This window comes from Marinomonas sp. TI.3.20 (assembly GCF_038155025.1).
Lineage (GTDB): Bacteria > Pseudomonadota > Gammaproteobacteria > Pseudomonadales > Marinomonadaceae > Marinomonas > Marinomonas flavescens.
This window is the reverse complement of record NZ_JBAKAS010000007.1, coordinates 165036-178276: the sequence shown is the minus strand read 5'-3', so window position 1 is coordinate 178276 and position 13241 is coordinate 165036. Positions and strand designations below refer to the sequence as shown.

Annotated in this window: 17 protein-coding genes; 13 read left to right on the top strand and 4 right to left on the bottom strand. The window is 42.7% G+C overall.

Features of this window, described 5'->3' with window-relative positions; translation table 11 throughout:
* Positions 1-757: 757 nt before the first annotated feature.
* The 3 genes from V6259_RS09640 (at position 758) to V6259_RS09630 (ending at position 2586) form a co-directional block, all read left to right on the top strand.
* Entirely contained in the window at positions 758-1294 is a 537-nt protein-coding gene (locus tag V6259_RS09640; RefSeq protein ID WP_341584358.1) for a nucleotidyltransferase family protein, read from the top strand.
* A 252-nt stretch (positions 1295-1546) separates the two neighbouring features.
* Positions 1547-2017 (top strand): GNAT family N-acetyltransferase, encoded by a 471-nt coding sequence (locus V6259_RS09635; RefSeq protein ID WP_341584357.1) that lies wholly within the window; start codon positions 1547-1549, stop codon positions 2015-2017.
* A 155-nt stretch (positions 2018-2172) separates the two neighbouring features.
* Positions 2173-2586 (top strand): hypothetical protein, encoded by a 414-nt coding sequence (locus V6259_RS09630; RefSeq protein WP_341584356.1) that lies wholly within the window; start codon positions 2173-2175, stop codon positions 2584-2586.
* A gap of 212 nt (positions 2587-2798) precedes the next feature.
* On the opposite strand, the gene V6259_RS09625 is transcribed toward V6259_RS09630, so the two are convergent.
* Positions 2799-3203: a DUF6088 family protein gene (locus V6259_RS09625; RefSeq protein ID WP_341584355.1), complete on the bottom strand. Its 405-nt coding sequence runs from the start codon at positions 3201-3203 to the stop codon at positions 2799-2801.
* Positions 3204-3522: 319 nt separating this feature from the next.
* Between V6259_RS09625 and V6259_RS09620 the strand changes: the two genes are divergently transcribed.
* The 4 genes from V6259_RS09620 to V6259_RS09605 all read left to right on the top strand — a co-directional run bounded on the left by V6259_RS09620 (position 3523) and on the right by V6259_RS09605 (position 7084).
* Positions 3523-3855, top strand: coding sequence for a type II toxin-antitoxin system RelE/ParE family toxin (locus V6259_RS09620; RefSeq protein WP_341584354.1), 333 nt, complete (start codon positions 3523-3525; stop codon positions 3853-3855).
* Positions 3842-4156, top strand: coding sequence for a helix-turn-helix domain-containing protein (locus tag V6259_RS09615; protein ID WP_133010295.1), 315 nt, complete (start codon positions 3842-3844; stop codon positions 4154-4156). The genes V6259_RS09620 and V6259_RS09615 overlap by 14 nt, the downstream gene beginning before the upstream one ends.
* Before the next feature lie 1060 nt (positions 4157-5216).
* Positions 5217-6380 carry an efflux RND transporter periplasmic adaptor subunit gene (locus V6259_RS09610; protein ID WP_341584353.1) on the top strand — a complete coding sequence of 388 codons (1164 nt, stop codon included), beginning with the start codon at positions 5217-5219 and terminating at the stop codon, positions 6378-6380.
* The gene (locus tag V6259_RS09605; protein WP_445928507.1) at positions 6377-7084 is read left to right on the top strand and encodes an ABC transporter ATP-binding protein; all 708 of its coding nucleotides are present in this window, start codon (positions 6377-6379) and stop codon (positions 7082-7084) included. The genes V6259_RS09610 and V6259_RS09605 overlap by 4 nt, the downstream gene beginning before the upstream one ends.
* Positions 7085-7322: 238 nt before the next feature.
* On the opposite strand, the gene V6259_RS09600 is transcribed toward V6259_RS09605, so the two are convergent.
* The gene (locus V6259_RS09600) at positions 7323-7727 is read right to left on the bottom strand and encodes a DUF6088 family protein (protein WP_133002869.1); all 405 of its coding nucleotides are present in this window, start codon (positions 7725-7727) and stop codon (positions 7323-7325) included.
* Between the two features lie 461 nt (positions 7728-8188).
* Here V6259_RS09600 and V6259_RS09595 point away from each other — a divergent pair, with 461 nt between their 5' ends.
* On the top strand, positions 8189-8503 hold the full coding sequence (locus tag V6259_RS09595) for a helix-turn-helix domain-containing protein (RefSeq protein WP_341584352.1): 315 nt from the start codon (positions 8189-8191) through the stop codon (positions 8501-8503).
* A gap of 222 nt (positions 8504-8725) precedes the next feature.
* Here the strand turns inward: V6259_RS09595 and V6259_RS09590 are convergent, their stop codons facing one another.
* Positions 8726-8938, bottom strand: coding sequence for a type II toxin-antitoxin system YafQ family toxin (locus V6259_RS09590; RefSeq protein WP_341584362.1), 213 nt, complete (start codon positions 8936-8938; stop codon positions 8726-8728).
* Positions 8939-8981: 43 nt separating this feature from the next.
* The gene (locus V6259_RS09585; protein ID WP_341584351.1) at positions 8982-9266 is read right to left on the bottom strand and encodes a type II toxin-antitoxin system RelB/DinJ family antitoxin; all 285 of its coding nucleotides are present in this window, start codon (positions 9264-9266) and stop codon (positions 8982-8984) included.
* A gap of 277 nt (positions 9267-9543) precedes the next feature.
* Here V6259_RS09585 and V6259_RS09580 point away from each other — a divergent pair, with 277 nt between their 5' ends.
* The 5 genes from V6259_RS09580 (at position 9544) to V6259_RS09560 (ending at position 13110) form a co-directional block, all read left to right on the top strand.
* A complete protein-coding gene (locus tag V6259_RS09580; protein ID WP_133010297.1) occupies positions 9544-9822 on the top strand; it encodes a type II toxin-antitoxin system RelE/ParE family toxin in 279 nt (92 codons plus the stop codon).
* Entirely contained in the window at positions 9822-10115 is a 294-nt protein-coding gene (locus V6259_RS09575; RefSeq protein WP_341584350.1) for a HigA family addiction module antitoxin, read from the top strand. The genes V6259_RS09580 and V6259_RS09575 overlap by 1 nt, the downstream gene beginning before the upstream one ends.
* 647 nt (positions 10116-10762) lie before the next feature.
* Positions 10763-11293: an NUDIX hydrolase gene (locus V6259_RS09570; RefSeq protein WP_341584349.1), complete on the top strand. Its 531-nt coding sequence runs from the start codon at positions 10763-10765 to the stop codon at positions 11291-11293.
* Positions 11294-11451: 158 nt separating this feature from the next.
* On the top strand, positions 11452-12423 hold the full coding sequence (locus V6259_RS09565) for a transposase (protein ID WP_341584348.1): 972 nt from the start codon (positions 11452-11454) through the stop codon (positions 12421-12423).
* Positions 12424-12705: 282 nt separating this feature from the next.
* Positions 12706-13110 carry a hypothetical protein gene (locus tag V6259_RS09560; protein ID WP_341584347.1) on the top strand — a complete coding sequence of 135 codons (405 nt, stop codon included), beginning with the start codon at positions 12706-12708 and terminating at the stop codon, positions 13108-13110.
* Positions 13111-13241: the final 131 nt, after the last annotated feature.

Below are 13241 nucleotides of genomic sequence, written 5' to 3'. Positions count from 1 at the left end.
CCCACAAATGAGGGTCACATTAAGTTGATCAGAAGCCGTAAACATGAGTCTTTTATTCCAATTTAAAAAATGAAAGACTTTATGGTTTTTGGAAGAGACTGCTATGTGGGGTTTAGCCGACGCTCACTTTCTCTTCGATACTTCCTTTTTCAAAAAAAGCGCCTACCTCATCGAAAACACCGATTGAACTTACCTAAATCAGCATGAACTGAGGAACGACGGGAATCTGGGACCTCAGCTAGTAGCTACAGAACTCAATGAATGCGATTGTCTTGTTGGTTGGAATACCTAAAAAAGAGCGGCCAGTAACTGGAGAATATCTAAAGCCAATCATCGGTTAAAGTCGAAACGATCGGTGACGTTATTACGCTTCACGTATTTAATACATTCCGTAGTCCTTGCCCAAAAAACCAATATACAGCCGCTATCGTTCATAATATAAGGCTGAATATTATTCCTATAGTTATCAAAAACTTATGTGGTCTGTCTAAAAAATAATCACCTATTTTGTGCGTTTGTACTGGTAGGTTGATAAAAACCGTATTAATATCAATGATTAAAGGCTTTCAGCGCAGAGATAACGCACTGTGCTTCTCTAATAAATAGGTGTGATAGTGAACACTCGTTTAGCCAATTTTGGATATTATGAATAACTTTATAAAACACTTTAAATTCAGTTGGTTATAGAGATATTTAGACAGTTTTTGAAATGTGTAAACGCGGGTGCGCACTATTAAAATGTTATGGCGCAGGTGAAATGTTCAAAGTTATCCAATTAATCAAGATAGATGAATTCAGACTGGAAGCACTTGAATGTATACGATATTTGAAATTGCCTCAGTGTTACTTGGCAGCTGGTTTTGTTCGCAACTTGGTGTGGGATCATCTGCATGAAAAACAAATTTCATCTCCTCTAAATGATATCGATGTAATATATTTTGACCCTGATGAAGTTGATAATGAAATTTACCTTAAATACGAATCTGAGCTTAACCTACTAATGCCCCAAGTTAAGTGGCAAGTCCGTAATCAAGCGATAATGCACACGAGAAATGGTGACAAACCATATGAAAGCATAATTGATGCGATGAGCTATTGGCCAGAGAAAGAAACTGCCGTGGCTATCCGTAAAACGGGCCACCAAAATTTTGAATGCATATCTGCTTTCGGTTTCGAGTCTCTATTTGATTTACAAGTCACATATAATCCAAAACGTAATCGAGTAGTTTTCGAACATAGGGTAAAATCAAAAGGGTGGTTAATTCAATGGCCTATGCTGAGAGTAGCGCCATAACAAGCACTTTAAACGGAATAAAAACAGTTGGCTATTGTTCGTTCCTCACAAATTATAGCCAACCATTTTTGTCCGCTTAAGTGGGCGTTGAGGCTGTAGAATTACTCTTAATTTAGAAAAATAGCCTTTTTTATGGGGTCGAAATGCATTACCTAGTGCCTAAAAAACGCTTAGCGTTGAGCTCAGTGACTCGTTTTTTAATTAAATTTGGCTGTTGGAGTAATTCTACAGCCTCGTTATGTGAACTAAGCTATGAAAATCTCACTTCAGACTGATGATATGGAAAATCTACAAACAATTGCACGGTGGTACTTTGAAGAGTGGGGGCATTTAAACTCATCACTAACAGAGAGAAGAATCTTTGAAGGCTTATCAGCTAAGTTAGAAAAGGATGATGATTTCCTGACGCTTCTTACTATTCATACCGATAGTGAATTGGTCGCGGTAGCTGATTTAAAATATAGAGAGCACAAAGACTACCCCGATTATGAGCATTGGATTGGTGGTGTTTATGTAAAACCGGAACATAGAGGTAAGGGGTACGCAGGCGCTTTAATTGATAAAGCAAAGGAACATGTCGCCAAGCTGAACATATCAGAGCTATACCTACAATGTGAGGCGCACAATACCGGACTTTACCTAAAGCATGGCTTTAAACCTTTACATGCAGCGGTATATTCTGGTGTCGATGCAACGATTCTCATATTCAGTAAAAACACATAACAATCACATCAAGTTCGTCGCTGCGCGACTAGGACCTCCACTGCGTTGTTTGTTTTGTGCTTTTCAGCTACGCTGGCACAAAACAAACAACTACGTTACGGCCTCTTATGTGAGGCGTTACGTGTCTTTTTGAAGATCATCTAAGGAATTGAAGATTGGCAAACCCAAATAATTCATTATCGCAAAAAGTTACCAAATTAGATGATGATATTTCTAAGATTAAATCTGATCTCAAAGAGAATAAAATTCGCCCATCTACTCAGTGTGGTAAGTGGCCTGTAAGAGTATATCGGCCTCTTATTTCCCCGAAATTAGACAGCAAAGTAATTCTCACTGACTCAACTTGGCAGTTTGTAGAGATATATTTAAAAAGAAATTGTACGAATAGTGATGCTGTTTTTTATTGGCAGCAGGCAAAAAATTTCTATGAAGCAACTAAACAGCTTGATCTTATATCTAAGCCATTAAGGGGATTAGCGTGCCACCCACCTTTAAAATCCAGTCATGTCGGGATTTTTGGACTAAGGGGACATTTTTCTTTAAATTTCTACAGAGCTATTGACGTCTAAATGTTCTGCGATTAAAAGGGTTTGACTATGGTTGATGACTCCCCGTCTGATACTCAGCAGGCTAACCATTCTGGTCATTATGCAGTCATCAAAAAGTTCGCTTCAATATGATCTAACACTTGGTTTGTTAGTGTTGAAAACACGGTGAGTGCGTCTTCCCATGAGCGGGATTGCCAAGACCAATGGCGTCGGCGACATCAACAAAGAGTGAACTATCGATCGTCATTGATGCCCTGTTTTCCTATTGAAATTTTACGGGTAAAGCGCGGATTATTGAGAATTATTTTGATGTTGGCTGGAATTTGAGTACTTTCCCCAGAGATATTCAAACTGGATAGGTTATCTAACTTGTAATCGACACCAAGCCTTTCCATTGCTTCAATTAATACACCATCTGCGCCAGAAGCATTGTCAGGCATAGGTTTCCCTGTGATTCTATTTTGTCTGATTCGGGTGTAAAGGCCATAACCAATTTTCATTAATAAGCCGTCTTTAACAAGGTTTCTAAGGCCACGTCCGACTTGGTCGTATTCGGCAATGTCTTTAAAATCAGAGCGCAGGAAAACAGAACGCTTAGAGCGTTTTACTCTTATTTTTATCCTGTCTTGAATTGTCATCTTAGCCCCCGTATTTATTGGTTATATAGTATGCAAAAATACGACAATTTACAAATGCAAAAATACGACAATCTTAAGGCTAATATTTGATGGATTAGCGTGCCACCCACCTTTAAAGCCCAGTCATAGCGGGTCTTTCCGTCTGAAGAGTCCATTTTCCTTTAAAATTTTAGACGTTAAACTTCTCAAGCTGCCCCGTTCTGATTCCTCCTTAAGAACATCTTAAATAATCACTATGCGAGCCTGCTCTAGCGAGTTGGCATCCTTTTTTGTTATTGCGACTTTACCAACTATACGTCTATTGCGTATACTTAGATGCATGGAAAGTATATTTATTGAGTCTGCCATATTTGAAAAATTCCGAGATGAGCACCTCAGTGATGAAGAGTTCAGACTTTTTCAAGCCGAGTTAATGATTAACCCAAAGCAGGGTGATGTTATTCAAGGTACAGGTGGTTTGCGAAAGGTACGTGTGGCAGGAAAAGGGAAGGGAAAGCGCGGCGGCTCACGCGTTATTTATTACTTCCTCGATGATAAGCAGCGATTTTACTTGCTGACAATTTATGGCAAAAGTGAAATGGCCGATTTAACCTCAGATCAAAAGAAACAATTGAAGATTTTTATGGAGGCATGGCGTAATGAGCAGTCGTGATTTATTTGCAGAGTTAAGTGCTTCTCTTGTTGAAGCAAAAGCACATTCAGAAGGTAAGCTAACGCTAAAAACACATAAAGTCGGCGATGTTGGTGAGCTTGAAATATCGCCTGATGAAATTGTGAATATCCGTGAGCAGTTTAATATGTCGCGTGGTGTGTTTGCTCGTCTGTTACATACTTCATCCCGTACATTAGAAAACTGGGAGCAAGGTCGCAGCACGCCAAATGGCCAAGCGGTAACACTGTTGAAGCTAGTTAAAAATCACCCTGAGACGCTGACACATATCGCTCAACTATGAGGACTATCACTAATGACTGTGCATAATCCGCCACATCCTAGGGTTAAAGTGCCACCCACCGTTAAAACCCAGTCATAGCAGGCCTTCCCGTCCGAAACATTAATGTGCCACCCACCTTTAAAACCCAGTCATAACGGGTCTTTCCGTCCGAAGGGTCCATTTCCCTTTAAAAATTGAGGCGTTAAATCTCTCAAGCAACTCCGTCTTGGTTCCTCTTAAAGAACAACTCAAAAAAATTGCTATGTGAGCCTGCCCTAGCGAGTTGCCCGGCGCTTTTGTCGAATCAACTGTATTTGAAAATCTGAGATGAGCAGCGATGGTACGATCTTGACGTCCTCATTTTATCTGTAGCTTGATATCTGTGATTTATGATGGAAAAAAGAATGGTCAATTGAATCTTAGAAGTATGTGAAATATTGTGGATTTATATTAATTAGGTAGGCTGAGAATGTAGAAATTCTACAGCCTCGTTAGCTGTTTTCCTAACCAATAAGCTCTTTATGTCTCATATCAATGTTATAGGTCGTCATTCAATATATTATCGAATGTAACTATCTTCAGAACTTGGTATGAAAATACAATTAATTAAAACGTTTCTGGGTATTTTAATTACTTTTCCAACACTCGCTTCTACACCAGTATTTGATCGCAATAGCAAGATTGGTATGTGTGCAGGTTTATCAAGAATTGCATCGATTTAAGTAGATCAAGCAAAATTAGCGGCCGCTCTCGATCGAAATGAGGGGCCGGAGAAAACGATGGGTGCAATGAGTTATGGTGGCGGGTACGCCATGGGAAATGTATAGATGTATATCGATGAAATAAAGTTAAATCTAGACGTAGTATTAGAGCGTTTTTTAACAGAAGAAATTTCGTTGTTACGTGTGCGAATGATGAGCCCGATAGTCAATGAGCAGACAATTGCGGGCGGCGTAAACTTGGGTGTCCGTAGGCTTTTTGCCGTTTGGAGGGACGATGCCCGAAAAACTGACGACGGAATTATCACGCTTCGGCGTATAACGGCTTGTTGCCACAGTTTCAGCCCGAAAGGACTTCTTTTATGAAAACATTACGCATCTTAATCCCGATTGTGTTGTTGTCGACCGCGGTTGGAGGCTGGTTCTATTTGGCCCAGAACGAACCCGAGGCCCCTCCGACGACGGCTCTTGTCAGACTTGGCACCGTTGAAGAGACGGTGCTGGCGTCGGGTACGATGGAGGCCAAACAATTGGTCAGCGTTGGCGCACGGGTCTCGGGTCAGATCGAAACACTGGCGGTCGCCCTTGGCGATAAGGTCGAGAAGGGTGACCTGATTGCGCAGATCGACAGTCAGGACCAGCAGAATGCCGTGCTGACGGCGAAGGCGAACCTGGCCAATATCAAGGCCCAGATCGCCGCCAAGAATGCCAGTCTGATCAAGGCCAAGCGGGCGCTGGACCGGCAGATAAAGCTGACCACCTCGGATTACGGCTCGAAAGAGGATCTTGAGGCGGCGCAGGCCGACGTTGATGTCTACAAGGCCGAGCTTGACGCGCTGGCCGCACAGCAAGACAGCGTTGAGGTCACCGTATCAACTGCGCAAATCGCGCTTGACCGGACCAAGATCACTGCGCCGATTTCGGGAACCGTCGTGGCAATCGTCAATGACGAAGGCCAGACGGTGAATGCCTCGCAAAGCGCGCCGACAATCGTCAAGCTTGCCGATTTGGACAGTATGGTGGTGAAGGCGGAGATATCCGAGGCTGACGTGGTGCATGTGAAACCCGGGCAGCAAGTGTTCTTTACTATCTTGGGAGAACCGGATCACAAATTCTCTGCCACTGTGCGCGCTGTCGAGCCTGCGCCTTCGTCAATTGAGACCAGCGACACCATCTCAACCGATGTGGCGATCTATTATAATGGGTTGCTGGAGGTAGACAATCCAGACCATCTGCTGCGCATCGGCATGACGGCTGAAGTCTCAATAATTCTGGACAAGGCGGAAAACGTGTTGACTGTGCCGTCCGCGGCGCTGAGCAAAGGTGCCGATGGCTATACCGTCAAACGGTATGATGCCGCAGACGGCACAACGACGACTGTGCCAGTTGAGGTCGGGCTGAATAACAAGATCAGGGCCGAGATCACATCGGGGCTGAGTGAGGGCGATGAGGTTGTTACCGGCACCGCCGTGGTGGCCCCCTCTGCGTCACAGAGCAATACCAGCACGCCACGGGTGAGAATATGACGATGGAGGTACCGCTGATTTCAGCACGCGGGATCTCGCGCAGCTTTCAGGCGGGCGATGAAACCATCACTGTCCTGCGCGATGTTGACGTTGACATCAGGTCGGGTGAGATGGTGGCGATCATTGGGGCTTCTGGCTCGGGTAAATCAACGCTGATGAACATACTTGGCTGCCTCGATCGTGCCAGTTCGGGAAGCTACAGCTTTGCCGGTCAGGATGTGAGCGAACTCGGCCCCGATCAGCTTGCCCAACTGCGGCGCGAACATTTCGGCTTTATCTTTCAGCGCTATCAACTGCTCCCCGATCTTGACGCAGTGGGCAATGTCGAGGTGCCCGCGATCTATGCCGGTGAGGGTCGCGCAGACCGGCACAAACGCGCCTCTGATCTTCTAGCCCAACTCGGCTTGGCCGACCGGTTAGACCACCGCCCCGGCGAGCTTTCGGGGGGGCAACAGCAACGGGTTTCCGTGGCGCGCGCCTTGATGAACGGCGGCGAGGTGATCCTGGCGGATGAACCCACCGGCGCGCTTGATACAAAGAGTTCCAAGGAAATGATCGAGTTGCTGTTGGAACTGAACCGCAAAGGCCACACCATCGTCATGGTCACCCATGACCCGGGGGTCGCGCAGGAAAAATTAAAGTGCCACCCACCTTTAAAACCCAGTCATAGCGGGCCTTTCAGACTAAGGGGACATTTTCTTTAAAATTCTACAGAGCTATTGACGTCTAAATGCTCTGCGATTAAAAGGATTTGACCATGGTTGGTGACTCCCCGTCTGATACTCAGCAGGCTAACCATCCCGGTCATTATGCAGTCATCAAAAAGTTCGCTTCAATACGATCTAACACTTGGTTTGTTAGCGTTGAAAACACGGTGAGTGCGTCTTCCCATGAGCGGGATTGCCAAGACCAATGGCGTCGGCAACATCAACAAAGAGTGAACTATCGATCGTCATTGATGCCCTGTTTTCCTATCGAAATTTTACGGGTAAAGCGCGGGTTGTTGAGAATTATTTTGATGTTGGCTGGAATTTGAGTACTTTCCCCAGAGATATTCAAACTGGATAGGTTATCTAGCTTGTAATCGACACCAAGCCTTTCCATCGCTTCAATTAATACACCATCTGCCCCAGAAGCATTGTCAGGCATAGGCTTCCCTGTAATTCTATTTTGTCTGATTCGGGTGTAAAGACCATAACCAATTTTCATTAATAAGCCGTCTTTAACAAGGTTTCTAAGACCACGTCCGACTTGGTCGTATTCGGCAATGTCTTTAAAATCAGAGCGCAGAAAAACAGAACGCTTAGAGCGTTTTACTCTTGTTTTTATCCTGTCTTGAATTGTCATCTTAGCCCCCGTATTTATTGGTTATATAGTATGCAAAAATACGACAATTTACAAATGCAAAAATACGACAATCTCAAGGCTGATATTTGAGAGGATTAAAGCGAGCGATTAACGTGCCACCCACCTTTAAACCCCAGTGATAGCGGGCCTTTCCGTCCAAAGAGTCTATCTCCCTTTAAAAAATTAGACGTTAAATTTCTCAAGCAGCCCCGTCCTGATTCCTCCTTAACAGCATCTTAAAGAATCACTATGCGAACCTGCTCTAGCGAGTTGGCATCCTTTTTTGTTATTGTGAATTTACCAGCTATACGCTAATTGCGTACATGTTTAAACATGAAGCGTATACTCATTAAGTTAACTCTATTTGAAAAACTCCTAGATGACCACCTCAGGCTTTTTCAAGCCGAGTTAATGATTAACCTAAAATAGAGTAATCGAAAATTTTATGGAGGCATGGCGTAATGAGCAGTCGTGATTTATTTGCAGAGTTAAGTGCTTCTCTTGTTGAAGCAAAAGCACATTCAGAAGGTAAGCTAACGCTAAAAACACATAAAGTCGGCGATGTTGGTGAGCTGCAAATATCGCCTGATGAGATTGTGAATATCCGTGAGCAGTTTAATATGTCGCGTGGTGTGTTTGCTCGTCTGTTACATACTTCATCTCGTACATTAGAAAACTGGGAGCAAGGTCGCAGCACGCCAAATGGCCAAGCGATAACACTGTTGAAGCTAGTTAAAAATCACCCTGAGACGCTGACACATATCGCTCAACTATGAGGACTATCACTAATGACTGTGCATAATCCGCCACAGGGTTAAAGTGCCACCCACCGTTAAAACCCAGTCATAGCAGGCCTTCCCGTCCGAAACATTAATGTGCCACCCACCTTTAAAACCCAGTAATACAAAGGGTTTCAACTTTCACCCGATATGTTTCTGTAATAAATCGGGTCAGGGTTAAATCAAACCAACTCAAGCCGGATCCCTCTAAAAGAACGTCTAAAATAAATCACTATGTGATCCAATTCTAGCGAGTTGCAACGCATTCTTATGGATACGATAGATTAAAACGAGGTCCGGTTTTACGTGGCAATCTCGAAATTCGGTCCAGTTCCCTATGAGAGAATGGTCTACGTATTTTGCATCGAGTGTTAAGCCTTTTTGAAGTGTCGAGATGACGTTGCCTATTTCTATGATATCTGGAATAGGCATTTTGGTTATTTTCTTGAAGTCTTTCTTAAACTGGTTTGAGTATTCAAGAGTGTACATCGCTAACTTTTCCTTCTGTTAACTCTGACATCAAATGCGCCATGTTTTCCGCTTGGTGTCCGTTACCTTGCGATAGTTCTTGGATTGCGTTTGCTGTTACGTCGTTAGGCTGTTTGGCTCTTAGTTCGAAAGGAATTCCACCGTAATTAATGACCGCACGGGCAAAGAGTTTGATTGCTTGTGATGGGCTCAAACCAATTTCATCACAAACATGGGTGAAGGCAATTTTAGTGTCTTGATCAATACGAGTTGTGAGCATTTCGGTTTTCATAATACACCCCAATGTATGTTGTTTGTTTTACATTGTAATACAAATAATGATGTCTGGAAATATAGATTACAACTTATCAAATTAGGATTAGTTTGAATAAATCAGAAATTAAAGTGCCACCCACCTTTAAACTCCAGTCATAGCGGGCCTTTCGGGCTAGGGGGGGATTCCCTCTAAGCAGGATTCATAACAGTTGCTATGGTTCTGCTTCGTTTCACAACTTAGTAAGGCGTTAATTTTTATCGACGACTGATGCGCATCACGCTACACTAGCGTTATGATTAAATCTTTTAAACACAAAGGCCTTAAGAAATACTTTCAAACTGGAAGTGTTGCTGGAATTCAGGCTAAGCATCAAAGCAAATTACGGATGCAACTGACAGCAATAGATACCGCACAAGTGATTGATGATATCAATCTACCCGGTTTTAAATTGCATCCACTAAAGGGGGATCGTAACGAGATTTGGTCTATTACCGTAAATGGTAACTGGCGCATTACTTTTGAATTCATTGACGGTAATGCATACATTCTCAACTATGAGGACTATCACTAATGACTATGCATAATCCGCCACATCCTGGAGAGTTTATTTACAACGTATATCTAGAACCAGCAGGTCTTAGCTGTCGTTATCTAGCAAAACAACTGGATGTCGCATCGTCTACTTTAAATAGGGTTTTAAAGGGGCAAAGTGCTATCTCTCCAGAAATGGCACTGCGCTTATCTAAAGCAATTGGCAGAACGCCGGAGAGTTGGTTAGCAATGCAAGATAACTATGATCTTTGGCATGCTAAACAACAAGTCAACTTAACAAATGTCCACGCAGTTAACTTTGCTGTGGCATAAAAAATAACACTTGGCTATCTCTCACAATTGTAGATAGCCATGCTTTTCCTCTTAGGGCATTAAAGGGATTAAAGTGCCACCCACCTTTAAAACCCAGTCATAGCAGGCCTTCCCGTCCGAAGAGTCCATATCCCTTTAAAAATTTAGGCGTTAAATCTCTCAAGCAACTCCGTCTTGGTTCCTCTTAAAGAACAACTCAAAAAAATGGCTATGTGAGCCTGCCCTAGCGAGTTGCCCTGCGCTTTTGTCGAATCAACTGTATTTGAACATCTGAGATGAGCAGCGGTTGTACTATCTTGACGTCCTCATTTTATCTGTAGCTTGATATCTGTGATCTATGATGGAAAAAAGAATGGTCTATTGAATCTTAGGTGTATGTAAAATATTGTGGATTTACATTAATTACACTGGCTAAGAATGAGAAATTCTACAGCCTCGTTATGTGTCTGCGATGCAAAAGAAGTGAGTGAAGATTAAAGTGCCACCCACCCTTAAAACTTAGTCATAACGAGCATTTTTCTGAATACCTTGCTCAAAATGAAATCAAAACTAGGGGCGGTGTGTCACCAATTCTTAGAATCTTTGATTGGTTATGACTGAAACGCTATCATCCAGCCTTTATTTAAATAACCACAGTGCTTCTATTTATGCGTTTGTTAAAGTCGACCGTACACCCCGATATTAAGTCTATCGATCAGCCTTCTTTTTTACGTCTTGCAGCGCGTGGCATCATTCTAAAAGGTGAGAGTGTTTTAATGCTGTATACACAGCGTTACGACGATTACACCTTGCCGGGTGGAGGCATCGATTCAGGCGAAAATCAGGTTCAAGGATTGATCCGAGAGCTAACAGAAGAAACGGGCGCGCAAAACATTCGCAATGTAGAAGCGTTTGGCTTATACGAAGAGTATCGCCCTTGGTACAAAGATGATTTTAATATTATGCGGATGAAATCTTATTGTTACACCTGTGATATTGATGAAACATTGGGCGAGACGAGCCTTGAAGATTACGAAGTTAAAAACGGAATGAAGGCCGTATGGATCAATGTTCACGATGCGATTCAACATAACCTAGAGACCATCAAAAACAGTGATAAAAAAGGCATGTCGATTGAACGAGAAACTTTTTTATTGTCATTGATTCGAGATGAACTGTTGGTCAAATCAACCTGCTAAGCGATAACCTCTTAATAGTCTTTTAAGGTGAGTCTTTTAAGATGCCATCCACCCTTATACCCCAGTGATACCCGATGTTTAGGTAAAACCGAGCGTTTTTTAGGAATCGAACTATGCTGTATATAATTACAGTATAAATTCTTAAAAAGGGTCAAGTTATGCCTAGATCAAGAAGCCAACAAATCAGTGTTGCTGACACTCCTTATTATCATTGCATTTCAAGATGTGTACGCAGGGCATTTTTATGTGGCGAAGATAAGCTAACAGGGAACAGTTACGAGCATCGGAGGGGGTGGGTCGAAAGACGTTTGCTGTTTCTGGCTAGTGTGTTTTCCATCGATATTTGTTCATATGCTGTAATGAGTAATCATCTTCATGTGGTGTTGCATATTAATCAAGAAAAAGCGAAATCTTGGTCAACGTTAGAGGTTTTGCAGCGTTGGCATAAACTTCATCAAGGCACTCTTTTTACTCAGCAATATATCAGAGGTGAGCCTCAAGCCGCTTTTGCTTTGAGCTTGGTTGAGGCATCTGCTGAGACATTTAGAAATAGATTGATGGACATCAGTTGGTTTATGAAAGAGTTAAACGAGCCGATTGCGCGACAAGCGAATACTGAAGACGACTGCACAGGCAGGTTTTGGGAAGGGCGCTTTAAATCTCAAGCACTATTGGATGAAGCGGCGCTTATTGCTTGCATGGCGTATGTCGATTTGAATCCAGTGCGATCTAACATGAGTAATACGCCTGAGGATTCAGCTTTTACGAGCGTTAAAAGGCGCATAAATTCTGCCAAAGAAAACAATCAACCCAAAGTGTTATTTCCTTTTGTCGGCAACCCAAGAAAAGATATGCCAGACGGTTTGCCTTTCTTGCTGCAAGACTATTTAGCATTGGTCGATATGACCGGACGAATTATTCGAAAAAACAAAAAAGGGGTGATTGACGCATCGCTTTTACCGATACTGCAACGGCTTAATATTTCTTCTGATAACTGGCTTTGTATCGCCACACAGTTTGGTAAAACAACAGGCTGTGTGGTTGGTAAAGAGTACGCTGTCGCACATTATTGTGAGTCCCATCAACGACTGCGAAAGCCGTGTCGACAAAGCCGTCAGCTTCTTGGCTAAATTGCCTTCCAATCAATGTGTTACTTCACTGAACAGGCTTTAGGGCTTTGCTTTGTCTTGAATACGAGTTTCAGCTAAAAATCTGGCTTTCTACGTTATAAATAAATTGAAAAATCCAATGAAGACGTTCTGAAAAGGGTGTGCTTCTTATTTTATTGTTATCATCGTCATGTTTTAAAGTGCGTGTCCTAATAAGATGCTAATAAGATGCCTCTTATAAGATAAAGTGCGTGTACTAGTAATTACTAGTAATTACTAGTAATTAGAAAGGGTGGAATAGATATGGAAGTAGAGCTTGATTTAAACGATACAATTCAGTCAGTTAGCAGTTTGAAAATAGTAGAGCCTGCGGAGGTTTATCGTCGTATGGTGGCAGGTGATACTTTTGTTGTTAATGTCGTCACAGCGTGGTGTCCAGATTGCACAGAAAGGCAAAAGCAGTATATCGATGGCTTTGGGCAGAATATGCAGTCTCATGGTGTGGATGTCCTGCAAGTGACTGTTCAGTTGGACAAGGGCTGTTTTATTAGCGGGGAACATGAAAAATTGACTGCTCAGTTTGGTGGTCCAGGTTATCCCAGAACCGTATTGATTAAACACGGGGATGTGGTTGATCAGGATAATATTGAGATTATTACGGAAGCTGGATTGTCAGTGTTGGCAACAAAATTTATTCAAAAGATATAAACAGGTCTTCTTTCAATATATTTGATCACGAATGCTGCTTTTAAGGTGCGTGTCCTAGCATGGGTACTTTAAGGTGCGTGTCCTAGCATGGATACTGCGGGTCTGGCCTAGCATAGCGTTTAGAAGCGTAT

Bases quoted from the DNA above. Each gene is read 5' to 3' on its own strand.
- V6259_RS09600 (WP_133002869.1), bottom strand. From the start codon at position 7,727: ATGACAATTCAAGACAGGATAAAAACAAGAGTAAAACGCTCTAAGCGT.
- V6259_RS09595 (WP_341584352.1), top strand. From the start codon at position 8,189: ATGAGCAGTCGTGATTTATTTGCAGAGTTAAGTGCTTCTCTTGTTGAA.
- V6259_RS09640 (WP_341584358.1), top strand. From the start codon at position 758: ATGTTCAAAGTTATCCAATTAATCAAGATAGATGAATTCAGACTGGAA.
- V6259_RS09580 (WP_133010297.1), top strand. From the start codon at position 9,544: ATGATTAAATCTTTTAAACACAAAGGCCTTAAGAAATACTTTCAAACT.
- V6259_RS09585 (WP_341584351.1), bottom strand. From the start codon at position 9,266: ATGAAAACCGAAATGCTCACAACTCGTATTGATCAAGACACTAAAATT.
- V6259_RS09590 (WP_341584362.1), bottom strand. From the start codon at position 8,938: ATGCCTATTCCAGATATCATAGAAATAGGCAACGTCATCTCGACACTT.
- V6259_RS09610 (WP_341584353.1), top strand. From the start codon at position 5,217: ATGAAAACATTACGCATCTTAATCCCGATTGTGTTGTTGTCGACCGCG.
- V6259_RS09605 (WP_445928507.1), top strand. From the start codon at position 6,377: ATGACGATGGAGGTACCGCTGATTTCAGCACGCGGGATCTCGCGCAGC.
- V6259_RS09560 (WP_341584347.1), top strand. From the start codon at position 12,706: ATGGAAGTAGAGCTTGATTTAAACGATACAATTCAGTCAGTTAGCAGT.
- V6259_RS09615 (WP_133010295.1), top strand. From the start codon at position 3,842: ATGAGCAGTCGTGATTTATTTGCAGAGTTAAGTGCTTCTCTTGTTGAA.
- V6259_RS09575 (WP_341584350.1), top strand. From the start codon at position 9,822: ATGACTATGCATAATCCGCCACATCCTGGAGAGTTTATTTACAACGTA.
- V6259_RS09570 (WP_341584349.1), top strand. From the start codon at position 10,763: ATGCGTTTGTTAAAGTCGACCGTACACCCCGATATTAAGTCTATCGAT.
- V6259_RS09620 (WP_341584354.1), top strand. From the start codon at position 3,523: ATGGAAAGTATATTTATTGAGTCTGCCATATTTGAAAAATTCCGAGAT.
- V6259_RS09565 (WP_341584348.1), top strand. From the start codon at position 11,452: ATGCCTAGATCAAGAAGCCAACAAATCAGTGTTGCTGACACTCCTTAT.
- V6259_RS09635 (WP_341584357.1), top strand. From the start codon at position 1,547: ATGAAAATCTCACTTCAGACTGATGATATGGAAAATCTACAAACAATT.
- V6259_RS09625 (WP_341584355.1), bottom strand. From the start codon at position 3,203: ATGACAATTCAAGACAGGATAAAAATAAGAGTAAAACGCTCTAAGCGT.